Here is a 24,106-nt window from a genome sequence, read left to right as displayed (position 1 = left end):
GCAGTTTATTACTTTGCAGAGGTATCACAGTTGTGGCCTAGTAACATAAGCTCTCTCAGTGCAACTGAGAATTTTGCAAAGTCATGACTTTGCGATGTTTTAAATTCAGTGAGCATTTGTTTCCAGCGCTGTAACAACAGATCTTGGCTATCCATCCACTGTTCAATTTGGCCATCAACATCACTACTATCACCTTCAAAGCTGTTTAACACTACTTCAGATAATGTACGTTGTTGCCAATCTAACTCTTCACGATATGAAGCACGAGCAAGTGCTTGCCAATGGTTTGAAACAGGTTGATTAGTAATTTGGTCTAAGAACCAATGTAGCCCCATTTGCGCACCAAGTTTGAAGTAAGTGTGCGATACCATATCGATTTTACGATTAGAGTTTTGCGCAATTTGTGTCAAGTCCATTACAGAGAACAAGCTTGATAACGATACAATACGCTGAGCAATCTCAACCGGAACACCGCTTTGCGTTAGTTCTTCACGTGCACTTTCTATACGATCGCTTTCTGCTTTAACAATGTATTTATTTAAGTTTTCACTTAAATCGGCAAATGTTGGTGCAAATGCTTCAATTGATTGCTCAATTGTTTGTGCTTTCGTACGGTGACGTAAGAACCAACGAGTTGCACGACGAACAGTACGACGTAACTGGTACAACATTTCTGTTTGTACGTTAGACGGTATCTTGTTATCTAAGTCACTAATTGATAACCAAGTGTCACGCATTTGGAATATTTCACTTGCGATTGAATAACATAATGCAATCTCAGCTTCGTTTGCACCTGTTTCTTCATTCATACGCACCATAAAGTTTAAGCCCATATCGTTAACAATATTATTTGCTAACTTAGTGGCAATGATCTCTTTGCGTAGTGGGTGATTATTCATAGCATCGTTAAACTTCTCACGTAATGGACGTGGGAATGATTTAACCAATAACTGACGATAGTAAGGGTTTTCGGTAATTTCGTCGGTTACTAATGACTCTTTAAGAACCATTTTCGCATAAGAGACCAACACTGAAAGCTCAGGACGTGTTAAATCTCTGCCTGCGGCAGCACGCTCTGCTAACTCCTCATCCGTCGGAATAAATTCAATCGCACGGTCTAACTTGCCCTCTTTTTCAAGCGCATGAATAAAACGAATTTTTTCTTTAAGCGTTGAGGTCCCTTTCGATTGGGTAATCGATAAAGTGTGTGTTTGACGATAACAGTCTTTAAGCACTAATTCAGATACTTCGTCGGTCATTGAGTAAAGTAACTCATCACGTTGCTTACGTGTTAAATCACCTTCGGCAACTAAACCATTAAGTAAGATTTTAATGTTTACTTCGTTATCTGAACACGCAACACCGCCTACGTTATCGATAAAATCAGTATTTACACGGCCACCTTTAGCAGCAAATTCAATACGACCTAACTGGGTTGCCCCTAAGTTACCGCCTTCGCCAAAGACTTTAGCGCCAAGGTCTTTACCATTAATGCGTAGTGCATCGTTTGCACGGTCCCCTACATCCGCATCTGTTTCTTTAGAGTGCTTAATGTATGTACCAATACCGCCATTCCACAATAAATCGAACTCCATCATAAGTGAGGCTTTGATCAATTCATTAGGCGTCATGCTGGCTTTTTTAGTGCCCAACATTTTTTTCATTTCTGGGCTTAGCGTAATCGACTTGGCTGCACGAGAGAACACACCACCGCCGCTTGAAATTAACTCTTTGTTGTAATCTTCCCATGATGAACGTGGCAAATTAAATAAACGCTCGCGCTCTGGGTAAGAAGCAGCTGCATCAGGGTTTGGATCCACAAAAATATGTAAGTGGTTAAACGCCACTTGCAAACGAATGTGCTTTGATAACAACATACCATTACCAAATACATCACCGGCCATGTCACCAATGGCAACGGCAGTAAAGTCTGTGGTTTGACAGTTAATATCCATTTCACGGAAATGACGCTTAACAGACTCCCATGCACCACGCGCAGTAATACCCATTTTCTTATGGTCGTAACCTACTGAACCACCTGATGCAAACGCATCACCCAGCCAGAAGTTATATTCGATTGCGATACCGTTCGCGATATCAGAGAAAGTCGCAGTTCCTTTGTCCGCTGCAACCACTAGGTACGCATCGTCTTCATCATGACGAGTAACATCAACAGCAGGTACAACTTCGCCGCGCTCAATATTATCTGTGATATCTAATAAGCCACGAATGAAGATTTTGTAACATTCTTGGCCTTCTTTGATAAACGCTTCGCGCTCACTAGGTAGTTGTTTACATACAAAGCCACCTTTTGAACCAACCGGTACAATTACGGTATTTTTAACCTGCTGCGCTTTTACCAAGCCCAAAACTTCAGTACGGAAGTCTTCACGACGGTCTGACCAACGAAGGCCGCCTCGCGCAACTTTACCAAAGCGTAGATGCACACCTTCAACACGCGGCGAGTAAACGAAAATCTCAAACGCAGGAACAGGCAGTGGTACTTCTGGAATTAAACTTGGTTGAATTTTAAGTGAAATATATGACTTAAACTTACCTTCACCATCTTTTTGGAAGTAGTTTGTACGCAGCGTTGCAACAATCATATCAACGTATAAACGGATAATACGGTCATCATCAAGATTCGCTACGTTTTCTAACTCTGCATAAATTTCTAAGCCTAGTTTTTCAAGTGTTTTAGCACTTGCAGGACTTTTAACTGAGAATTTTTTAGCAAATAAATTAACGATTTTAGCCGCGATGTGTGGGTAATTAGCAAAGGTGCTTTCGATGTACGTTTGCGAGAAAGTAACCCCAATTTGGCGCATGTATTTAGCGTACGCACGTAAAATTGATGCTTCGCGACCGGTTAACCCACCCATTAACACTAAACGGTTAAAACCATCGTTTTCTAAACGATTTGCCCACACACTGGTTAGTGCGGCACGAAAACGTGCGGAAATTTTATCAAAATCGGCCATCCCTTTGCTATCAATCAGCATTGAGAAGTCCATGATCCAATTAATGCCACCATCACTGGTTTTAACTGAGTAAGGTGTTTCACCTACAACACGTAAACCAAAGTTTTCCAGCATTGGCATCACATCTGATAAGTGAATTGGCTCATCTTTGTGGAATAAGCTTAAACGAACAATATTGCTGCTCGCCTCTTCTTGTGGACGATAAAACAACATCTCAAGTTTGTTGTCATCGTTTAGCATTTCTAGCTTTTCAATATCAACAACAGCGGCACTTGGTAGTACTTCTTCTTTGTATGAACGTGCAAAAGCGTTGCAGTATTTACGGTTTAATTCGTTACCACGTGCTTCACCAGCAGATTCCAGTAAGGCTGATTGGAGTTTATCTTCCCAGGTACGAGCGGCTTCAATTAGATTATTTTCTATGTCTTTCACGTTATATTCAATATTGTTATCGGTCACACGAACGGTGTAATGAGTACGCGCCAGTGTTGACTCTGAGAAATAGGTAGTAAATTCGACTTTAACGTCAGAATTAAATGCATTCGCTAAAATAGCCTGCGTTTCGCGGCGCAGCGCCGTGTTATAACGTTCACGTGGTACATACACCATACAAGATAGGAAGCGACCGTATGCATCTTTGCGAACAAATAAACGACACATATCGCGTTCTTGAATTTGTAACACGCCCATAGCAACTTCAAGTAGCTCATGTTCGCGAGCTTGCACTAATTCGTCACGTGGGTAGGTTTCTAAGATATTTAATACCGCTTTGTATGCATGTGTACCCTTAGCAAAATCACACATATCCATAATGCGATTAATCTTGCTTTTAAGAACCGGGACATCAGCAGCGCTGTTATTATAAAAGTTAGATGAGAATAAACCTATAAAACGGTCTTCACCAATCACATTACCTTTGTCATCAAAACGCTTAACACCCACATAATCAATATAGGCTGGGCGATGAACTCGAGATAATGAATTGGTTTTCGTTAAAATTAATAAGTTGCTACTACGCGCTTCTTGACGAGCCACTTCAGGTAACTCAGAAAGCAAACGAGTATGCTCAGCATCCGAGTTTTTCATTAACCCTAAGCTGGTATCCATTTTACCTTTTAATTGATAATCACCTTGGACTGGCGAGAGCTCATATTGGCGGTAACCCATTAATGTAAAGTTGTCTTTTACTAGCCAATCTAAGAACTCAACGGTTTCATTTATTTCGTTATCATTTTTATCTTTGTGGCTTTTAGGTAAGCTTTTGCTAACTGCGATTAGTTTTTCGCGAATAGGCTGCCAATCTTCAACCGCAACCGATACATCAACGAGTACAGATTCAAGTTCTTTTTTGAAAGACTCAATAACAGTAGCATCTGTTTGACGGTCAATTTCTATGAAGAATACTGTTTTTGTTGATGTTGATTCTTGCTCTGCTTTTAAGCTTGATAACCCTGATATTTTATCGTTTTTATCACGTTGAATTTTCAGTGGGCTATGTAGAAGTAAGTGAGAGGCAATGTTTTCTCGTGTCATGGCCATACGCACAGAGTCAACTAAAAATGGCATATCTTTAGCAATGATCTCTACAATGGTATGCGATGACTGCCAGCCATCTTTTGCCACTTCAGGGTTGAAAACGCGAATAACTGCGTCATCTGATGTATTTTTTTCTAGCGAATTCCAAAGGCTAAGTGCAGCACCATATAAGTCACTGTCGTTGCGATTTGCCAAATCCTCTTTAGACATATTGCTGTACAAGGCTTTGGCGAATTTCTCAACGAGTAACACATTATCAGCGCGAACTTTTTTCTGGATAAGCTTACAGACGTTATCTAAAATAACCGAGGCTTGGCCTTCATTTCGTGTCATTGTATGTTCCTTAATCTATCACTGCTAGTTTAGCAGAGTATTTGTACAGCCATTTATTAGCGTGGAGTCAGTTAAATTCTAACCCTTTTGAAACTAATAAACAGCCTTTTCGATGAAAACATTTTAAGCATTTCAGCTATTTGGTCATCTATTCACAAAATATAGATATAAATGGCCATTACTGGCCATTTTGGAGCAAATTTATTCACCTTATTTTTTCTGGTCAGTCCAGAGCAAGCTGCCAATTGCAGGTAAAAGTAACACTGCGCCCAACATATTTACTAAAAACATGAAGGTAAGCAGAATTCCCATATCAACTTGGAACTTCAAATCAGAAAAAATCCACGTACTTACACCAATCGCTAATGTAATACCGGTAAATAACACCGCACTACCACGTTCAACTAATGCATTACGATAAGCAATACTCAATGGTACGTTTTGTTTTAACTGCCCCATCATCGATGACAAAATATAAATACCGTAATCAACACCAATACCTACACCCAGAGCAATCACTGGCAACGTTGAAACAGTCAGACCAATCTCAAGCTGTACCATCAGTGCTTGTGCAAGGGTTGATACTATGTACAAGGGTAATACCACCGCAATTGTTGCTTTTACACTCTTAAAACTAAGTAAGCATAAAATAATAACCGCACCGTATACATACAACATCATAGGTATTTGCGCTGCTGAAACAGACTCATTCGTTGCAGCCATAACACCAACTGGCCCTGACGCTAATTTAAAGGCAAGTTTATCTGTGCCCTCTTCATCAGCAAATTGTTTTACTTTTGCAATCACGTTATCAATTGTTTGTGCTTTGTGATCGTCTAAAAATATAATCACCGGCATTACCGAGCAATCACCGTTTAATAACCCTGTACTGGTTTCTACACGTGACGTTGATTGCACTAAACTGGCAGAATTGCGCGGCAAACTTTGCCACTTTAAATTGCCCTCGTTGTACCCGGCATTGACTGATTGTGCCACTGAACTTAAGCTCACCGCTGACTGCACACCTGCTAAGTTTTCAACTTTATATTGAAAACGCGATATACGTTCCATTACATCATGCTCTGTACAGGCCGCAGGGTATGCTTCCACAATCACTTTTAAAATATCAGACGAAATGGTGTATTTGTCCGATATTAAAAAGGTATCTTGGTTGTAACGTGCATCTTGGTGCAACGATGGCGCACCCGCGTGTAAATCACCGATTCGCATTTTATCTGCTTGCCAATAACCTAATGCAAATAAAACCAAGGTGAAACCTATGATCATTTTTGCTGTTTTAGGGTCGGTTGCTTTAACTAATAAATCGCGCATTGCATCGAGTATATTCGGTTTGTTGGCATCACCCGATTGAATATGGATGCTGTTTTCAAAACGCATATACGATGCCCATACAGGCAATAAAATAAGGTTAGTAAATATAATAACAGCCACCCCTAAACTTGCTGTAATAGCCAGTTCACGAATGATGCCGATATCTATGGTTAAAAGTGTTAAAAAGCCAACCGTATCTGATAACAACGCAATCCCACCTGGTACCAGCAAAGCTCTAAAGCTAGATTGACAACACACGGCGGTCGCTTTGCCCTCAGTGACTTTTTTACCAATGGCGTTGATCATCTGCACACCGTGGCTTACACCAATTGCAAAGACTAAAAAGGGAACTAAAATTGACATAGGATCAAGGCCAAAGCCTAAACTAGACAATAAGCCTAACTGCCAAATAACGGCAATAATAGAACACACAATTGGTAAAATAGTGAGTTTCAAGCTGCCACAAAATAGCCATACCATGACGAATGTAAACGCAATCGCGATGGCAAAAAATAAAACAACCCCTTTTGCACCTTCAGCGATATCGCCAGCCATTTTTGCAAAACCGATAATATGAATACTGATATTATCAGTACTTAAAGGTTCACGAATTTCGGTTTCTAATTTTTTTGCAAACGCAAGGGTGTCTAATTTTTCTTGTGTTTGCGGATCAGTCTCTAACAGTTGGGCGGTGACCATGGCACACGAATAATCGCTTGCTATCATACGACCAACTACTTTTGCCTTTTCAATGTTTTCTTTTACAACGCCTAACCCTTGCTTGTCTGCTTTAAAGTTAGCTGGAATGATAGGGCCACCAGCAAAGCCGTCTTCAACAACTTCAACAAAACGGGCACTGGGTGAAAAGATAGAATTTACTAAAGGACGATTTACCCCAGGAATAAAATAAAGCTGATCGTGCACTGCTTTTAATTGGGTAAAAAATTCAGGATTGAAAATATCTCCGCTGTCGTCACATACGGAAATTAAAATACTATTTGCACCACCAAACTGTTTCTCATGTTTAGTGTATACCTTCATGTATTCATGATTGAGCGGAATATTTTTATTAAATGACGCATCAAGTTGAATCTGTGTTGCTTTAAAAACCAACAAACAGGTAATTAGCACAAAACTTATGAGTACTACTGTGCGGTGCCTAAAAATCGCTTTTTCTAAGAAATCTAAAATTGCTTGCATTAAGGGGTCAACTCCTTCACTTTAATGCCATTTTCTGTCGCCATAATAAGTCTATCTTTAACAATTACACCATCAAGTATTGCCTTACCATCGGCCAATTGCTCGTATGACAGCTCATCATCTTTTAGATGAAAAATAACACCGCTATTAGCCAGTAATAGCCATTGTTTATTGTTGTAGTTGATAATGCTGTTAATAGTGGCGGTTTTGTCATTTTCTAAATGCTGCCATTGTCCACTGTCGGTTTTATTTACGAAAATATTACCGCGTAGCCCCGCGACGATTTGTTGCGATGAATCAGAAGCAAAACCAAAAAACGAGCCAGGGTAAATTTCATCTATCCGTTGCCAAGTTTGGCCATCGTCATCACTTTTTGCCATTAAGCCCATCTCTCCCACTAGCATTAAACCCGTGCTAGTCGGTTCTATGCGGTTAAAATGTGGCAAAATAGACGAAGTTTCTATTTCATACCCTTCGGGATCGGTTTCTTTTAAATCGTTTAAGTACGCTCTATCTTCACTAAATAACAGTGAATCTAAAAACCGTTTTTGCCAATGTTCGCCGCCATCACTGGTTTGATAAAACATACCGTAGGCGCCCACGGCATAACCATGTAAATCGTCTTTAAAATAAATATCTAAACAGGGTTTATCAAGTGAGGGCTTTGCTTGTTGTAACTGCCAGTTTTCACCACCGTCGGTGGTATTTATAATTGTGGCGTCATGTCCACATGCCCAGCCGTGAGAATCATTAGTAAATTCAACCGCCGTTAATAATACTTGTGTAGGCACTGATTGTGCTTGTTGCCAATTGTTACCATCAACACTTTTAATTACCGTACCGTGTTTACCCACAGCAATAAGCCCTGCTGAGGTTTGTGTGATATCGGTAAGGAGTGTTTTATCTGCATTAATCGCGCTAATCGCACTTAAAGGTGCGTCTTGTGCAAAACTCGCACCGCTTAGGATCAGGCTGGCATAAACCAAATACTTCATAAATTAAATTCGCCTTGAACTGAGGATTTGTTTGTCTGTTATAAAGAGGAAAACCTGTGCGTTAATAGACAAACGCGATGTGAAAGAAAAAAGGCACCTAGGAAACTAGGTGCCTGCTTTTATACTATCTGCCAGCGCGACGTAAAGCGCTCGATGTGAACTCATTATCATTAAATGACTGAGAAAAATCATACATCTTTTCTTGGTTATCTAAACCAATGGCTAAGTAGCGACGTGAGTTAAGGTCGTGGTAAACCTCAAGCGTACTCCACTGAGTCGGTACTTCGTAGTAGTTAAGGCCATAAGCCATTGCTACACGATACAGTTGGTCGCGATTATCGTATATATCGGTAACATGTACTTGCCAGCTGTCTTCATCAATGTAGAACACACGTTTTTTATAAATATGGCGCGTGTCATCTTTTAAGTTTGCTTCAACAACCCAAACACGGTGTTTTTCATAACGTGTATGCTCTGGGTTGATGTGGCCCGGCTTTAAAATATCATCATAGGTTAGCTTATCACTATGAAGCTTGTAGCTATTGTATGGGATGTAAAGCTCTTGCTTGCCTTTTAGCGTCCAGTTATAACGATTTGGCGAGCCGTTAAACATGTCAAAATCATCGGTTGTACGTAAGCTATCTGCTGCTGTACCCGGAGCATCATACGCTACATTAGGTGCACGACGAACACGACGCTGACCTGAATTATACGTCCACGCTTGACGTGGTGTTAATATTTGATCCATGGTTTCATGTACTAACAATGCCGTACCTGCCAAACGTGCTGGCTCTGTCACTTGCTGTTTAAACTTAAACAAAATATTAGAGTCTTGCAGCTCAGCAGGCGTTGCATTTGGATCAGAATATTTAACTAATAGTTGCTCATCAAAGCCAACATAGTTGTACGATCCCGATGCCGTTGGCGCTGCTTGACCACCGAAGCGCTCAATTGATTGACCACGATAGCGAAGTAAATGGTTCCAAATTGCTTCTAAACCTGTTTTAGGAATTGGAAATGGAATACCAATTGCTGTGTTCTTAATGCCGTTACCGCCTTCAACTAATTCAGCTGTAGTAGCAAATTTCTTTGTCGCATCGTATACAAACTGTGGGTATGACGCTGAACGACGTGTTTTGTAAATAGGCATTTTAAACGTATCTGGGTACGCTTCAAGTAATGCTATTTGCCCTGGGCTTAAATTTTCTTTGTACTTATCAATATTGCTTTTATCTATAGTAAACAATACTTCATCAGTTGCGTAAGGGTCTAAGTGGTGCATACCCGGCTCATAACCTGCTGGTGCAGCAGTAATACCGCCGTTCCACGCTGGGATTGAACCATCTGCATTAGCTGCTTTTTCTGCCCCAATTGGGCTTAGGTCTTTACCTAGACGCGCAGCTTCTTCTGGACTAATTTTAGCCAGTGCTGCGTGACTTGCAAACAAACTACAAAACGCTGTAGCAATGAGGGTAGGTTTTTTAATCATAATAATGTTACCCCTAGATAGAATATTTTAAGTTAAAAGAAACGTAATCTCGGTCAGAGAAAGTGTTGGTGTCGCCACCACCCCAAAATGAGTTGTAACTTACATCTAAAGACCATGCATTTTGGTAATTAAAGCTCATAGTAGCACCTAGTGACTTACGATCTTCAATGAATAAGAACATTGGATCAGGCGTATTACCATTAACATCATGCGAGAACACAAAACGAGGTGAAAAGTTAATACCATTGTAAATATTAAAGTAATCACCTTTGGCAATTAAGCGATAACCCCAAGACGACGCCGTAGCAAACGATTTTTGCTCAGGACCATTTGATAAAGCCATATGCAATGCAGAATAGTCTGAACTACCTGGGCCTTGCATAATACCGCTTCGACCAGTACCAGAAACATTTAAACGCATTTCATCGTATTCAGGCATATTGTTGATGCGAACACCACCAATTTCACCGACAACTGCCCAGCTATCAGCACCTAATGAAGGGCCGAATAAATGCGTTGCCGTAAACTGTAGCTGTGAAGTATTACGTTCAATGTAACCTTTAGCCAGCTCGCCTGGACCTACAACACTTGCAGCATCACCTTTACTCATTTGCGAAATACCCGCAAATTCAGGGCGTAAGCCGGCAATCGCTAATTGCTCAGGCATAGCTGCATAAAGTAATTCTACGTCATCGATTTGTAGTGGTTCGTCTTCACGGAAAGTGAATTCACCTGCAAACGCGGTTTCACCCAGCGAGGTATTAAAACTCAAACCATATAGTTTAATATCTTCAGGGTATTCGTTTGTCGCTTTAGCAAATGCTTTTAAGTCAGAGACGTTATCAGAGGTAATTTCAGTGGTGGCAATCATCGCTAAATCTTGTTGCAATGATGCTTGCGTGAAATTAGATACGCGGCCCGAAATAAGTGGACGACGGCTGTGATAATTTACATGATAAAGTGCCACTTCTGTATCGTTCCACTCTGGCAAAAACATACCTAAGCGCAGACCATATTGACCGCCATCATCAGGTTCGGTTTTTCCATCATAGCCTTTACCTTTAAGGGCAACCTTAGTTGGGTACGCTAAGTACATATTGGCCAGTAATTGTTGTCCAGCTGCACTTGAAGGGTCAATACCTTGGCTCGCAGCCACTTGGCCATAAGTTGCCATCAGGTTATTCAAGTTATCTGTTAAAAACGCTAAGTCAATATCAGGGTTTGAGGTGAAACCAAGCTGTACATTTTGTTGATAACCGTTTTCAGCCGCAAAATCATTGGTAGAAAAATAAGTCCCTGCTGCAGGTAAACGTGTTTCATGCCATTGATACTGATAAAAGCCCTCTAAGGTCATGTTTTCTGTAAGCCCTAATGAGGCCCACAACATACCAACCGGAATAAACGCTTCTTTTAGTTCAGCACCAGGTGCTTTTAATCGGTCAATATCAACCGGGTTTACGTTAATACCATGAGAGATTAATGTACTTTCCCCCCAGTTAACCACTTGTTGACCAACTCGAATAGAAAGCGGGTTTTTGCCTTCATTTAAATCAAAGTTTGCCCACACATACGCATCAAGTAAACGAATGTCAGCACAGCTTTGCTCTTTAGTATCATCATCATCACACGGATCTACACCCTGACCAGATGTTGGATTAACGTAGGCACGATCGCCGTCCATTAATTCAAAATCATAAAAATACATAAAACGAGTAAATAAGCCGTAGTTATCTTTACTTATTGATAGGTCATGCGTGCCTTTTAATAGCTTTGAAAAAGTTTCGCCGCTATCAAAGTTTAAATCGCCTGCATCACCATTATTTGAGTAAGAGCCCGGTTGAGCCCAGACATCTTGAGATGAATAAATTGTATTGATTGCTGGGTTATAACCTGTCCAATCAAATGATGGGTTATTACTTTTACCAATGAGGTTAAAGTCACGGTCTTCTACGCGAATACTTTGCCCATAAGAAAAAGTAGAGTCGAAAGCGATATCAAAACCGCCTACCTCAAATGTTGCAGCCTGTGTCTGTGCTGCTGATAAACCGATAGCCGCAGCTGTTAAGCCGAGTACTATTTTATTTTTAACAAAAAGCGATCTTCTTATCATTTTGGTTCCCCCCTGTCGCGGGTATTTTTTGTGTGATCAAGTTATTGTTTTTAGTGTAATCGTAACGATAGAAGCGAATTAAACAAATTACAAATGGTCGCCTTCAATCAGTTATAAGTTTTTTATTTGTTTAACGTTTACGTATTGGTAAGACGTCATACCAGATAATTTATACACGTAAATTAACAATAGAACAAATCGAAATTAACAAAAAGGCAATATTTGTGTATATCTATATCACAAAAAACAACAGCTAGGCTACTCGTTCGAGACGGATGAACTTGTTTTCATTACTTAAAATAAGTCTAAACCGACCACGAATACCTAAACTAGACATGAAGGGCCGAAGATAATGCGCAGCAAAACGAATTGTTTTGCCGCTATCAGCTGTTACTTGAATTGAGCTATACCGGCCATGGTAATAATCCATGCACTCGTTATAGCTCAAATTTATATAAAAATAATGTTCTATCATGATTTATTGTAAAGCTTTTTCAACCTTTTCAAATAAATCATCGCTTAAACCTTCTAAATTCGAAAGGCGCTCTAATTGCGCTTTCATTGCACTGGCACGGGTTTCATCATAGCGGCGCCATGACATAAACGGCGTTAACATACGTGATGCATTTTGCGGGTTAATCGCATTAAGCTTAATTAATAAATCGCCAAGTAATGTATAACCTTGACCATCTAAGCGATGAAATTGTGCGGTATTAAAGTGCGAAAAACTCCCCACTAATGCACGAACTCGATTCGGATTTGAAAAATCAAAACATGGATGTGTATACAAGGCCTTAATTTTCTCAATGGCATCATCAGCGCTATTCATTGCTTGTAAAGCAAACCATTTATCCATTACTAGCACATCATGGCGCCATTGGCTGTCAAAATGCGCAAGTAATTGATTTGATAATGGGTGCGCAGCTTTAACTACACTGCTCAAAGCGCCAAGCACATTAGTCATATTTGTTGATGCTGCTGCCTGCTCAATTAAGCTTGCCGCCTCAGCACTATCTGTTTTTGCTAAATAGTGCAAGCAAAGTTGTTTTAAAGCGCGAATAGCCACCGCTTTGGCACTCACACTACCATCATCGGTGATTGCCTGATAACAACTTAAAAACTCAGTATGTAGTTGTTTGGCAATTTGTTGTTCGAATAGCTCAATATTGGCAATAATGTCATCAACCGGAATAACGTCAAACTCCGCAGCTAAAGTATCAAAACTAGGCAGTTTTAAGAGTTCAGCAATCAGCGCTAAATCACCCTCTCGTTGCGATATTAGCACCCTAAGTGCATCAATAACGGCATCGCTTAGTGGTGCATTACTAGCTGAAATAACGTTTGCCTTGAGTGCATTAATAAACAATTGTTGTTGTGCATCCCAGCGTGAAAAGTCACTGCGTGCAAAACGCATAATATGTAATAAATCAGCTTCAGTGATCTGTTGATTCAAAATACACGGTGCTGAAAAATCTTCTAGCAATACGGCGGTTGGACTGTGTTCAATATTATCAAAATGAAATGTTTGTTTAGCTTGAGTAACATTTAATACGCTATCAACCTTTTTACCTTGGTATTGCAATGCAATACCAAGGCCTTGCTGATCTAAAAGTTCAATCGCAAAAGGAATATGTAACATCGCATTATCAGGCTGATTCAGGGGCGCAAGTTGCTCTATAGTGAGCGTGAAGATTTGTGCACTTTCATCATACGCTTTGGTAACGTTTAAACGTGGTGTCCCACACTGATTATACCAACGCTTAAATTGTGATAAATCAATTGATGATGCATCACTCATTGCCGCAACAAAATCATCGCAGGTAACCGCTTGGCCATCATGACGCTGAAAATACAGTGTCATGCCTTTTTGAAAATTTTCCTCACCCAACAATGTATGCATCATACGAATAACTTCAGCCCCTTTGTCATACACTGTAACGGTGTAAAAGTTATTCATTTCGATGACTTTTTCTGGGCGTATTGGGTGTGCCATTGGGCCGGCATCTTCGCTAAATTGATGAGTGCGCATCACTTTTACCGCGTCAATTCTATTTAGCGCACGAGAGCCTAAATCACTGCTAAACTCTTGATCTCTAAATACCGTTAAACCTTCTTTTAAAGACAGCTGAAACCAATCACGACAAGTTACACGATTTCCGGTCCAGTTATGAAAGTACTCGTGGCCAACAATAGACTCAATGGTGTGGTAATCTTTATCGGTTGCCGTTTCTTGATTTGCCAGCACGCATTTGCTGTTGAAAATGTTTAACCCTTTATTTTCCATTGCTCCCATATTGAAGAAATCAACGGCAACAATCATATAAATATCAAGGTCATACTCTAAATTAAAACGTGACTCATCCCAAGCCATCGCTTTTTTAAGCGACGTCATAGCATGCTCTGTTTTAGGTAAGTTTCCTTTATCGACAAATAACGCTAGGGTGACATCCTTACCACTGCGGGTAGTGTATTTATCGTGTAAAACATCAAAGTCCCCTGCCACTAGAGCAAACAAATAACTCGGCTTTTTGAACGGATCTTGCCATTTTACAAAATGGCGTCCATCTTGCGTTTCACCACTGTCCACTTGGTTACCATTAGAGAGCAAATGCGGAAATGCCGTATCGGCAATAATAGTGACATCAAAAGTTGAAAGTACATCAGGACGATCCATGTAGTAGGTTATTTTTCTAAACCCTTGCGCTTCACATTGAGTACAATAAGCGCCTCCCGATAAGTACAATCCCTCAAGTGATGTGTTTGTTTGCGGTGAAGTTTGCGTCACTATGCTTAACTGACATTCATCAGGCAGATTATTAATGATTAATTGCTGATTTATAATTTTATAATCTGTGAGCTCTGCACCGTCAATCGATAAAGAGATCAAAGTTAAGTCAATACCATCTAATACCAGAGGCGCATTTGAATCACCCACGCGTTTAAGCGTTAATAAAGCATTTACTTGAGTCGTTAATGGCTGTAAGTCGAAAGTCAGCTCAGTATGCTCGATTGAAAAATCGGGGGCTTTATAGTCTTTTAAATATTCTGCTTGAGGTTTTTGTAGTTCAGTCATGATCACTCCAAAAAAATAGCCCCTTTTAGTGATAAAAGGAGCTACTTAAATTAAGCCGTTTGCTTAGGCTTGATACGCAGTATCTTAATACCTAAGTAAGCATAAATAACGGCTAAGAAAGGATTTATAAGGTTGAAAAATGCATAAAGTGCATAATCAAACGGATTGATTAATAGGACACTTTGCATATACGCACCACAGGTATTCCATGGTATGAGCGGGCTGGTAATTGTGCCACCATCTTCTAGTGTGCGTGACAAATTAACCGGCTTTAACCCGCGCTTTTTATATTCTTCTTTAAACATACGCCCGGGTACAACAATAGCAATATACTGATCGGCTGCGATAATATTGGTACCAATACAGGTAGCAATAGTTGAAGCAATTAATGAACCGGTACTTTTTGCGATTTTAAGAATACTTTTAACAAATATATCAAGTAGACCCGTTTTTTCCATAATCGCACCAAACATAAGTGCCGTCATGATCAACCATGTGGTTGTTAGCATGCCTGACATGCCACCGCCACTGAGCAAAGAGTCCATTTTTTCATCACCGGTACTAATAGTAAAACCGTCAAAAAAGGTGGTCCAAACCAGTTTAAAGTAACCAACAAACTCACCTTGAGTCATATCTATTTGGTTAGCAATTAAATCAGATTGAAATAACAATGCCCATACAGCCCCTATTACAGCACCAATAGAAATAGCCGGAAACGCTGGCATTTTTCTTATTGCTAAAACTAGTAACACGATTAAAGGCACCAACATTTCTAAACCAATATTAAAGTTTTGTTGAAGAATTGATGTTATTTCATCAATTTGACCCGACTCGCCTGCCGCGGTGGCATTGAAGCCCATAAATACAAAAATGATTAATGCAATCACAAAGCTTGGAACAGTTGTCCATAACATATGGTGAATGTGTTCAAATAAATCAGCACCAGCAACAGCCGGTGCTAAATTGGTTGTTTCTGACAATGGGCTAAGCTTGTCGCCAAAGTAAGCGCCTGATATAACTGCACCGGCGGTAACTGTCGGCTCTAGGCCAAGTCCAGAAGCAACGCCAAGTAATGCGACACCTATGGTCGCTGCCGTGGTCCACGAACTACCAATACTCATTGCTACAATGCCACAAATTAAACAACTCGCGGCGTAAAACCAGCTAGGGTTGATAATTTGTAAGCCGTAATAAATTAAGGTCGGAACCGTTCCTGATAATAACCATGTTCCGATAAGTGCCCCCACCATGAGTAAAATTAAAATAGCGCTAAGAGATAAGGTAATTCCCTCAATCATTGCATCTTCTAATTTTTTCCATGTGTAGCCATTTTTTAAACCAATCAGTGCTGCAGCAAAAGTTGCAAACAGTAATGCAATTTGATTCGGGCCTGATGATGAATCATCGCCAAATAAGTACACGGCGGCACCTAACAAACAAATTAATACAGCAATTGGAATGAGTGCATCAAAAAGTGTGGCACTTTTAAGTGGTTTTTCTTCAATGGGCTTCAAAATATAGACTCCTACACACATTCGATGCATGTTGATTATTTTTATTAGCACGTACGCGCATTTATTGAGCAGTGTTGATCTAGCTCAACTTTTGGTAATCCGCGATTATAACAATTTAGCAAATTATCGATAGTAAAAAAGGCGCCTAAGCGCCTTTTTTTTTAACGAGCAAAGCCTTAATTAGCGCTTAGCCATACGACCGTATCTAATATAATCTTGCGTTATTAGTGCCGCTTCTTCAAGGAATGGGTCGAGCTTTTCAATCACCTCTGGTACATCGTCAAGGTTTTCTACTGGCTCTTTACCTAAACGTTTTAAACGCTCGTTAGTACGAGCTAATGCACGTGCCTCATTTTCTTCTTTTTCTTTAATACGTTTTTTCTCAACTAAAGAAATCGTTTTACGATCTTTTTCTTCGTTGTAACGGGTAATATCTTCAAACACATAATTAAATTCAGGCTCTGTTTTAATTCGCTCATCATGTTGTTTTTCAAGGTGACTGATGACCGGATCTAAACGCCCTATTTGTTTATACTGTGCTTTTACTATGCTATCCCATGGCAATGCATTGTCTTGTTTGCTTTCGCCCCACTCAGCTGGGTCAATGGCAGATGGGAACGTAATATCTGGGATCACACCTTTATGCTGCGTACTGCCGCCGTTAATACGGTAAAACTTAGCAATGGTGTATTGCACACTGCCTAGCGGGTTATCGTATAAATCATAAGCGCGTGCGAGGCCTTTATGCTGCTGCACAGTGCCTTTACCAAAGGTTTGTTCACCTATGATAACTGCGCGGCCATAGTCTTGCATTGCCGCTGCAAATATTTCAGATGCAGACGCACTGTATCTATCAACAAGTACCGTCAGTGGGCCATCGTAATAGGTAATGCCATCACGGTCTTTTTGCTCTTCAATGCGATTATTTAATGTATGAATTTGTACCACTGGGCCTTGATCAAAAAACAAGCCTGACAATTGCGTCGCTTCATATAGCGAACCACCGCCATTTTGACGTAGGTCTATAATAATACCGTCAACTTTTTGCTCTTTTAATTTAGCAAGTTCTACTTTTACATCTTTAGAAAGGTTGTTGTAAAAACCAGGGATTTCAATTACTCCAATCTTACTGGTTAGATCCGAATAGCTGGCTTCAAATACTTCTGATTTTGCTGCTCGGTCTTCCAGACGAATTTTATCACGGGTAATCTCAACTACCTTTGGCGTACCGTGAGCATCAGCACCCTTTAAATATTGTAAACGTACTTTAGTGCCTTTAGGACCTTTTATAAGATCAACCACGTCATCTAAACGCCAACCAATAACATCAACAAACTCTTCGCCCTCTTGAGCCACACCAATAATGCGATCATCGGCTTTAATCTGCTCAGATTTGTCCGCAGGGCCTCCTGGAACTAGACTACGAATAACTGTGTAGTCTTCATCGGGCGTTAATACTGCGCCAATCCCCTCAAGCTCTAAGTCCATGTCCATTTTAAATTGTTCAGCACGACGAGGTGACAAGTATGAAGTATGCGCTTCAATACTGCGTGCTAGCGAGTTCATTACAATTTGAAATGCGTCTTCAGATTTTGACTGAACAAGGCGTTTTTCTGCGTTTTTATAGCGCTTAGTCAACACCTCTTTAATGCCTGGCCAATCTTTGCCAGTCATTTTTAAACGCAGTGCATCATATTTTACCCGTTCGCGCCAAATTTCATCAAGCTCAGCTTGGGTAGTTGCCCACGGTGAATCTTCGCGGTCATAAAAATATTCATCTTCTTCGTCAAACGTCATTTCGTTTTCAAGTAGCGACAGTGAAAATTCATAACGTTCAAAACGGCGTTTAAGGCTTAAGTTGAAAATATCAAACGTAAACCCTAACTGGCCGCTAAGAAGCGCGTTATCAAAACGGTTACGATATTGCTCAAATGAGTCTACATCGCTTTTTAAAAACACGCTTTTATTAAAATCAAGGGATTCGATGTAACGATCAAATACTTTACTCGAAAGCTCATCATTAAATCGAACGGGTGTGTAATGTGAACGAGTAAATAGATTAGCCACTCGTTTGCTGGCTGTACCGTGCTGACTTTCTTGTTTTAACAAGGGTAAGTCTTCTAATGTTACCGGTTCTACTGCAGCAAATAACGAACCTGAAAACAGCGCAGCAACTAACGGAATGAGCGTAAACTTTTTACTCATACACAACTCCTTAATTTTTTTCGCAACTTAAATAATGTATAAGCTGTCGGCTTTGGTTTTTACTTGCATACCTGTCACTAGTTCAACGTGAACATCGTCTTTGTTTACTTCAGTGATTACTGCATTAACAAGTGCTTGGCCAAGTTTAACTTTAACCTTGTTATTAACCTTGACCTCGCCTGCAGGTAAAGGTTCAACTTTTCCTGAACGCTTAGGCGCAGCGGCTTTGGCAGGTTTTGCTGCAGCTGATGGATTTTTAGCTGAATGCACTGGCTTCTTCTTAAAAGATTTTGCATCTGAGTCTTGACGTGGGCGTTGCTGCTTTTTGCGCTTTGCCATTTTAGCACGGCTTTCTTCCAACGCTTTTTGTGCGTGGTCGATATGCTCTTGCTCAACTTTCTCGCCTTGATTTCCGTCAAGATCAATACGGAACTCAGATTTAGTAACCGCTTCAAGATAGCGCCAGTTAGATGTGTATTTTCTAAGTGCTTGGCGTACTTGTGTTTTACTAACTTTTTCAGACCCTTCAATACGCTCAGCGATATCTTTAAAGATACCTACTTTAAGCGGCTGAATGCCTTCTTTTTGTTTAAAACATTGTGGAAATTCTTGGTATAAGAACTCCAATACTTCATTAATATCTTTTAGCTTGTTTGTGGTTTCCATTTTAGAACCTATTTAATCACATCTTTTCATCAAGGGCAGAATCAACATAGTGGATGCTCCAATCAACTAACTCTTCAAAGTCAGTTTCAATCACAGCCATATCACCACGTAAATGTTCCCAAATACCATTTATAATTTCATCAATTGAATCACAGTCTAAATCATCAGGTAGACGATCCCAGGCCATGTGAATCAAATCATTGAGCGTTTCCGCTACATGTTCTTCTTCACCTTCCCAATCACCTACATCTTGAACGGCGAATAGGTAATCTTGAACATTTAGCAAATCTTTCATTACAGGCTAGCCTCTAAGCATTTTACAAGTGCTTCAAGCCCTGCTTGGTCATCAGTATCAAATCGGCCAATACTTGGGCTATCTATATCAAGTACCGCAAATACACGGCCGTTTTTCATGATAGGTACAACTATCTCAGAATTTGACGCCGCATCACAGGCTATATGACCGTCAAACGCATGCACATCTGAAATTAACTGGGTTTGCTCGGTTGCCGCAGCAGTGCCACATACCCCTTTCCCTACCGGAATACGAATACAAGCTGGATTGCCTTGAAATGGACCAAGTACCAATTCTGTCGGTGAATCCATAAAATAAAAGCCCGCCCAATTCACATCTTCTAAAGAAGTAAATAACAGCGCGCTAATATTTGCCATATTGGCAATTATGTTTGATTCACCGCCTATCAGCGATTCAGTTTGCTTAACTAATGACTGGTAAAAATCGTGCTTTTGCATACCAAACTACTTCTTATTAAACATACAGTAGCTAAAGGTACTCTTTGTCACTAAAAATTGAAACCTTTTGCGGGTAAAAAAAAGGAAATTACATGGTTTTACGACACACTTGATTAAATATTCTGCAATTAGCTTTGTACCGATTTACGCAAGCCAAATAAAAACAGTCCTGCAGCAAATCCCGACATCACACTATTGATTAAAAATATCTCGCCAGTAGTCGCACTAAGCAGATAGCTAAAAATAGCGCCACCCAGTAAGCCAAGAGTTAATACCCCAGAATAATTCACCTTAGAATACTTAAACATAAGTAAGTAGCCTGGCACCACAAACGCAGCCATCGTTAACCCAACAATATGCGCATTAGATATGGCTGTCATCAATAGTCCTAAAAAGATAGACACCGCGTCACCACGCATAGTCAATGCGTAATATATTCCTAGCATACTGCCGATAATAACAGGAGATAATAATGAAAGTGCGACGCTTTTAGCAAGTTGATGTTTCATAGTAAGAACCTTAAATACACAAGCATAAATCTTATTTCTTAGCATGCCCTAAGAGCTGTAGCTTATAAATAGAGACTATGGTCGTATTTTTTAACTAAATATACTTGGTTTTGAGGTTAGGTATAGCGAAAATTAGACACAAAAAAGCCCGCTAATAAGCGGGCTTTAATATAATGGTGGAGAGATAGGGATTTGAACCCTAGAGGGGCTATAAACCCCTGCCGGTTTTCAAGACCGGTGCATTCGACCACTCTGCCATCTCTCCGAAAGTGCATAAACTACAAGTAAGAGAGTACTCATAGTTATTTTAATAAGGTGGTGGAGAGATAGGGATTTGAACCCTAGAGGGGCTATAAACCCCTGCCGGTTTTCAAGACCGGTGCATTCGACCACTCTGCCATCTCTCCGCACGGCCTGAATAATAGGGAAACCCATGGGCTTTGTGAAGCTTTTTTTTCAATTATTTGTTCAAGTGATTAAAAAACAACTAATTTGTTTAAACATAAAGCAAAAAGGGCGATTCCTATACGCCGAGTGAACTTTTATTTAAATTTAGTTGTCTATTGATCTACAAAGGTTTGCCCAAACATATAAGAGTTGGTAATCTAATTTTAGTTAAATTACAGGAACTACTTAGTTTCACTTACAGGAGCTCTACAATGGCATTTAATCAATCGTACAATACTGCAAAGCCGGTAATGTCGACCATTGAAACAAACAAAGTGCTTAAAAACACTTATTTTCTACTTGCAATGACACTTGCATTTAGTGCCGTCACCGCCGGCATTTCAATGGCACTGCAATTACCTTATTTCATGGGACTAGTATTCACTCTGGTTTCGTTTGGCCTTCTTTTTGTTGTAAACAAAAAAGCCGACACAGCATCTGGTGTATTTTGGGTGTTTGCGTTTACAGGATTAATGGGCGCTGGTTTAGGCCCACTCCTTAATCACTATGCACAATTACCTAATGGCCCTATGCTAATTATGCAAGCGCTAGGTTCTACGGCGTTAATCTTCTTTGGTTTATCTGCTTATGCACTTAACACTAAAAAAGATTTCTCGTTTATGGGTGGTTTTTTAACTGTGGGCTTAATTGTGGTTATCGTGGCAAGTATTGTAAATATTTTCCTAGGTAGCTCTTTAATGTTTATGGTACTAAACGCAGCTGTGGTACTAATCATGTCTGGCCTAATTTTGTTCGATACGAGCAGAATCATCAATGGCGGCGAAACGAATTATATCCGCGCAACGGTTTCTTTATACCTGAGTGTGTACAACTTATTTACGTCTTTACTTGCGTTACTTGGCGCAAATAATGACTAATTAAATAGTTCTGTTAAAATAGCCCCTTTATTGGGGCTTTTTTATTGGAATAGTTTTGGCACGCTTTGTACTTTCTTTACATACTCCACCATCGGATCACGATACCACACAGCGAATTGTTAAATTTGCTCACGCCTGTTTAGCACAAGGGCATAGTGTTGATGCAATATTTTTATACCAAGATGGTATCTATCATGCTTCTACTCATTTTGAGCTTACCTCAGATGAGCTCAATTTATCCTCACTTTGGCAGCAGCTAGCCGACAAAAATATTAATTTAATGCTGTGCGTTACCGCAGCTGAAAAGCGTGGCTTAGATATGCAAAATACTGGTGTATTCGCTGTAGCAGGCCTCGCTGAATTTGCTATGTTAGCCAGTGAAGCAGATAAATGGATACAATTTAAATGATTAATGTACTCGTTATTAGTCAATCAAGTCCATTTGATGACATGCATATTCGCGATGCACTCGATATGACGCTTATTTTTGCCGCAGTTGATCAAAATATAAGTTGGTTGTTTAGCGGTCCTGCGGTGTTAGCTCTTAAAAAAAATCAAAGCCCGAATAGTTTGGGACTTAAAGATTTTTTTAAAAATATTAAAACCCTAGAAATATATGATGTTGACAATATCTACGTGTGTGAGAAGTCACTCATTGACTACGGTTTAAGTAAAAATGAGCTACTTATTGAAGTAAAAACCGTTAACTTTAATGCCCAAAAACAGTTAATTCAAAATCAGCAGCACGTGGTAACGCTATGAGCACTTTACATATATTTTCAAAACCGCTGAATTACTACAGTGCAAACAGTCTCGATAATCTGATTATGCTAACAGACTCGGTTTTATTAGTGGGTGATGCCTGTTTTGCTAAAGGGCAATACAGGCAATTTGCCGATTCGCTTTATATTTTAAAGGACGATGCAGCGGCGCGTGGTATCTCTTTAAATTTGAATGATAAAGCGATTAGCTATGATGAGTTCGTTACCCTAAGTTTATCATCTAAACAATCAATTACTTGGTGATTTATGCTTGAATTTAATAATCAAACAATAGACACAGATAAGCAAGGTTACCTGCTAGATCATACTGATTGGTCTAAAGAATTGGCCGATGTTATTGCACAACATGAAAGCATTATATTAACCGAACAGCATTGGGAAGTTGTTAACTTTGTGCGCGCATTTTATCTTGAATACAACACCAGTCCAGCCATTAGAATGTTAGTCAAAGCGATGGCTAAAGCGCTCGGTGAGGATAAAGGTAATAGCATGTACTTGTATAAACTTTTTCCGAAGGGACCGGCCAAACAAGCCACTAAAATTGCGGGCTTACCTAAACCTGCACGGTGTATTTAATGAAACAAAAAGCTAAAAACACGTCATCTTCAACAAGTAAACGCAATACAGGTCGCACATATTCGCGCAGTGCTGTAAAAAAAAGCCCCATAAAAAGAGAAATTAAGCCGCAGATAGCCCAAAGCGATAAAAAAGTTATTTTATTTAACAAACCTTATGATGTCCTTTGCCAATTCACAGACGAGCAAAATAGACAAACACTGGCTAATTTTATTCCTATTAAAGATGTTTATGCTGCGGGTCGCTTAGACAGAGACAGTGAAGGCTTGTTATTATTGACCAATTGCGGGAAATTACAAAATACCTTAACCGCTCCTGGTAAAAAAACCAACAAAACGTACTGGGTACAAGTTGAGGGGGTGCCTACAGAAGAATCTATTGATGCGCTCAGTCAAGGGGTCGAACTCAAAGATGGATTAACCTTACCTGCACAGGTAAAGTTAATCGATGAACCAGCGCTTTGGCCACGCACTCCCCCAGTGAGAGAACGTAAATCAATTCCAACATCTTGGTTGAGTATCACTATAAACGAGGGGAAGAACCGTCAAGTTCGACGAATGACCGCACACATTGGCCACCCAACGTTACGGTTAATTCGCTATAGTATTGGTAAATACACACTCGATGGAATTGAAACAGGTCAATATAAAATCAGTGGGCCACCAACCAACAGTTAATACTTTACGTTAGCCTTTGCTTATCTGGTATTAAAAGCAAAGGTTAAACA

General features: G+C 40.0%; 19 protein-coding genes and 2 tRNA genes. 6 read left to right on the top strand and 15 right to left on the bottom strand.

Annotation, left to right across the window (positions count from 1 at the left end; genetic code table 11):
- Positions 1-8: 8 nt before the first annotated feature.
- From N523_RS0112100 to N523_RS0112035, 15 genes are all read right to left on the bottom strand, one after another.
- A complete protein-coding gene (locus N523_RS0112100; protein ID WP_028835180.1) occupies positions 9-4,850 on the bottom strand; it encodes an NAD-glutamate dehydrogenase in 4,842 nt (1,613 codons plus the stop codon).
- A gap of 210 nt (positions 4,851-5,060) precedes the next feature.
- The gene (locus N523_RS0112095) at positions 5,061-7,382 is read right to left on the bottom strand and encodes an efflux RND transporter permease subunit (RefSeq protein WP_028835179.1); all 2,322 of its coding nucleotides are present in this window, start codon (positions 7,380-7,382) and stop codon (positions 5,061-5,063) included.
- Positions 7,382-8,377, bottom strand: coding sequence for a WD40/YVTN/BNR-like repeat-containing protein (locus N523_RS0112090; protein WP_028835178.1), 996 nt, complete (start codon positions 8,375-8,377; stop codon positions 7,382-7,384). The genes N523_RS0112095 and N523_RS0112090 overlap by 1 nt, the downstream gene beginning before the upstream one ends.
- 124 nt (positions 8,378-8,501) lie before the next feature.
- The gene (locus N523_RS0112085; RefSeq protein WP_028835177.1) at positions 8,502-9,866 is read right to left on the bottom strand and encodes a DUF1329 domain-containing protein; all 1,365 of its coding nucleotides are present in this window, start codon (positions 9,864-9,866) and stop codon (positions 8,502-8,504) included.
- A 13-nt stretch (positions 9,867-9,879) separates the two neighbouring features.
- The gene (locus N523_RS0112080) at positions 9,880-11,976 is read right to left on the bottom strand and encodes a DUF1302 domain-containing protein (RefSeq protein WP_028835176.1); all 2,097 of its coding nucleotides are present in this window, start codon (positions 11,974-11,976) and stop codon (positions 9,880-9,882) included.
- 253 nt (positions 11,977-12,229) lie between these two features.
- The gene (locus tag N523_RS19370) at positions 12,230-12,451 is read right to left on the bottom strand and encodes a DUF2835 family protein (protein WP_016900377.1); all 222 of its coding nucleotides are present in this window, start codon (positions 12,449-12,451) and stop codon (positions 12,230-12,232) included.
- A gap of 3 nt (positions 12,452-12,454) precedes the next feature.
- Positions 12,455-15,049: an aminopeptidase N gene (gene pepN / locus N523_RS0112075; RefSeq protein WP_028835175.1), complete on the bottom strand. Its 2,595-nt coding sequence runs from the start codon at positions 15,047-15,049 to the stop codon at positions 12,455-12,457.
- A 50-nt stretch (positions 15,050-15,099) separates the two neighbouring features.
- Positions 15,100-16,584, bottom strand: coding sequence for a Na+/H+ antiporter NhaC (gene nhaC / locus N523_RS0112070; RefSeq protein ID WP_016900378.1), 1,485 nt, complete (start codon positions 16,582-16,584; stop codon positions 15,100-15,102).
- Positions 16,585-16,743: 159 nt separating this feature from the next.
- On the bottom strand, positions 16,744-18,768 hold the full coding sequence (gene prc / locus N523_RS0112065) for a carboxy terminal-processing peptidase (protein WP_028835173.1): 2,025 nt from the start codon (positions 18,766-18,768) through the stop codon (positions 16,744-16,746).
- Between the two features lie 27 nt (positions 18,769-18,795).
- Complete coding sequence (proQ, locus tag N523_RS0112060; protein ID WP_028835172.1) at positions 18,796-19,434, bottom strand: RNA chaperone ProQ; 639 nt, start codon at positions 19,432-19,434, stop codon at positions 18,796-18,798.
- A 16-nt stretch (positions 19,435-19,450) separates the two neighbouring features.
- The gene (locus tag N523_RS0112055) at positions 19,451-19,729 is read right to left on the bottom strand and encodes a hypothetical protein (protein WP_008112039.1); all 279 of its coding nucleotides are present in this window, start codon (positions 19,727-19,729) and stop codon (positions 19,451-19,453) included.
- Entirely contained in the window at positions 19,729-20,187 is a 459-nt protein-coding gene (locus N523_RS0112050; RefSeq protein ID WP_008112037.1) for a GAF domain-containing protein, read from the bottom strand. Before N523_RS0112050 ends, N523_RS0112055 begins: the two co-directional genes overlap by 1 nt.
- 128 nt (positions 20,188-20,315) lie before the next feature.
- The gene (locus N523_RS0112045; RefSeq protein ID WP_028835171.1) at positions 20,316-20,696 is read right to left on the bottom strand and encodes a hypothetical protein; all 381 of its coding nucleotides are present in this window, start codon (positions 20,694-20,696) and stop codon (positions 20,316-20,318) included.
- A 174-nt stretch (positions 20,697-20,870) separates the two neighbouring features.
- A tRNA-Ser gene (locus tag N523_RS0112040) sits at positions 20,871-20,961 on the bottom strand.
- Positions 20,962-21,012: 51 nt separating this feature from the next.
- Positions 21,013-21,103 (bottom strand) — tRNA-Ser (locus tag N523_RS0112035).
- Between the two features lie 252 nt (positions 21,104-21,355).
- On the opposite strand from N523_RS0112035, the gene N523_RS0112025 reads away from it, so the two are divergent.
- From N523_RS0112025 to N523_RS0112000, 6 genes are read left to right on the top strand one after another with little or no spacing between them, the layout of a single operon-like run.
- The gene (locus N523_RS0112025; protein WP_008112034.1) at positions 21,356-22,021 is read left to right on the top strand and encodes a Bax inhibitor-1/YccA family protein; all 666 of its coding nucleotides are present in this window, start codon (positions 21,356-21,358) and stop codon (positions 22,019-22,021) included.
- A 55-nt stretch (positions 22,022-22,076) separates the two neighbouring features.
- On the top strand, positions 22,077-22,430 hold the full coding sequence (tusD, locus tag N523_RS0112020) for a sulfurtransferase complex subunit TusD (protein WP_028835170.1): 354 nt from the start codon (positions 22,077-22,079) through the stop codon (positions 22,428-22,430).
- Positions 22,427-22,783 (top strand): sulfurtransferase complex subunit TusC, encoded by a 357-nt coding sequence (gene tusC, locus N523_RS0112015; protein WP_008112028.1) that lies wholly within the window; start codon positions 22,427-22,429, stop codon positions 22,781-22,783. Before tusD ends, tusC begins: the two co-directional genes overlap by 4 nt.
- Entirely contained in the window at positions 22,780-23,046 is a 267-nt protein-coding gene (locus N523_RS0112010) for a DsrH/TusB family sulfur metabolism protein (RefSeq protein ID WP_028835169.1), read from the top strand. The genes tusC and N523_RS0112010 overlap by 4 nt, the downstream gene beginning before the upstream one ends.
- Before the next feature lie 3 nt (positions 23,047-23,049).
- Entirely contained in the window at positions 23,050-23,379 is a 330-nt protein-coding gene (locus N523_RS0112005; protein WP_008112024.1) for a TusE/DsrC/DsvC family sulfur relay protein, read from the top strand.
- Positions 23,379-24,056: an rRNA large subunit pseudouridine synthase E gene (locus N523_RS0112000; RefSeq protein WP_028835168.1), complete on the top strand. Its 678-nt coding sequence runs from the start codon at positions 23,379-23,381 to the stop codon at positions 24,054-24,056. Before N523_RS0112005 ends, N523_RS0112000 begins: the two co-directional genes overlap by 1 nt.
- The last annotated feature ends 50 nt before the right edge of the window (positions 24,057-24,106 follow it).

Origin of the sequence: Pseudoalteromonas sp. 23_GOM-1509m (genome assembly GCF_000518425.1) — a bacterium.
Lineage (GTDB): Bacteria > Pseudomonadota > Gammaproteobacteria > Enterobacterales > Alteromonadaceae > Pseudoalteromonas > Pseudoalteromonas tetraodonis.
This window is presented reverse-complemented; position numbering and strand designations above follow the sequence as displayed.

Excerpts from the sequence above, each read along its gene's own strand:
- N523_RS0112055 (WP_008112039.1), bottom strand. The coding sequence starts at position 19,729 with ATGAAAGATTTGCTAAATGTTCAAGATTACCTATTCGCCGTTCAAGAT.
- N523_RS0112095 (WP_028835179.1), bottom strand. The coding sequence starts at position 7,382 with ATGCAAGCAATTTTAGATTTCTTAGAAAAAGCGATTTTTAGGCACCGC.
- N523_RS0112090 (WP_028835178.1), bottom strand. The coding sequence starts at position 8,377 with ATGAAGTATTTGGTTTATGCCAGCCTGATCCTAAGCGGTGCGAGTTTT.
- proQ (WP_028835172.1), bottom strand. The coding sequence starts at position 19,434 with ATGGAAACCACAAACAAGCTAAAAGATATTAATGAAGTATTGGAGTTC.
- prc (WP_028835173.1), bottom strand. The coding sequence starts at position 18,768 with ATGAGTAAAAAGTTTACGCTCATTCCGTTAGTTGCTGCGCTGTTTTCA.
- tusC (WP_008112028.1), top strand. The coding sequence starts at position 22,427 with ATGATTAATGTACTCGTTATTAGTCAATCAAGTCCATTTGATGACATG.
- N523_RS0112045 (WP_028835171.1), bottom strand. The coding sequence starts at position 20,696 with ATGAAACATCAACTTGCTAAAAGCGTCGCACTTTCATTATTATCTCCT.
- pepN (WP_028835175.1), bottom strand. The coding sequence starts at position 15,049 with ATGACTGAACTACAAAAACCTCAAGCAGAATATTTAAAAGACTATAAA.
- N523_RS0112100 (WP_028835180.1), bottom strand. The coding sequence starts at position 4,850 with ATGACACGAAATGAAGGCCAAGCCTCGGTTATTTTAGATAACGTCTGT.
- N523_RS0112000 (WP_028835168.1), top strand. The coding sequence starts at position 23,379 with ATGAAACAAAAAGCTAAAAACACGTCATCTTCAACAAGTAAACGCAAT.
- N523_RS0112025 (WP_008112034.1), top strand. The coding sequence starts at position 21,356 with ATGGCATTTAATCAATCGTACAATACTGCAAAGCCGGTAATGTCGACC.
- N523_RS0112080 (WP_028835176.1), bottom strand. The coding sequence starts at position 11,976 with ATGATAAGAAGATCGCTTTTTGTTAAAAATAAAATAGTACTCGGCTTA.
- N523_RS0112050 (WP_008112037.1), bottom strand. The coding sequence starts at position 20,187 with ATGCAAAAGCACGATTTTTACCAGTCATTAGTTAAGCAAACTGAATCG.
- N523_RS0112085 (WP_028835177.1), bottom strand. The coding sequence starts at position 9,866 with ATGATTAAAAAACCTACCCTCATTGCTACAGCGTTTTGTAGTTTGTTT.
- N523_RS0112010 (WP_028835169.1), top strand. The coding sequence starts at position 22,780 with ATGAGCACTTTACATATATTTTCAAAACCGCTGAATTACTACAGTGCA.
- nhaC (WP_016900378.1), bottom strand. The coding sequence starts at position 16,584 with ATGTGTGTAGGAGTCTATATTTTGAAGCCCATTGAAGAAAAACCACTT.
- N523_RS19370 (WP_016900377.1), bottom strand. The coding sequence starts at position 12,451 with ATGATAGAACATTATTTTTATATAAATTTGAGCTATAACGAGTGCATG.
- N523_RS0112005 (WP_008112024.1), top strand. The coding sequence starts at position 23,050 with ATGCTTGAATTTAATAATCAAACAATAGACACAGATAAGCAAGGTTAC.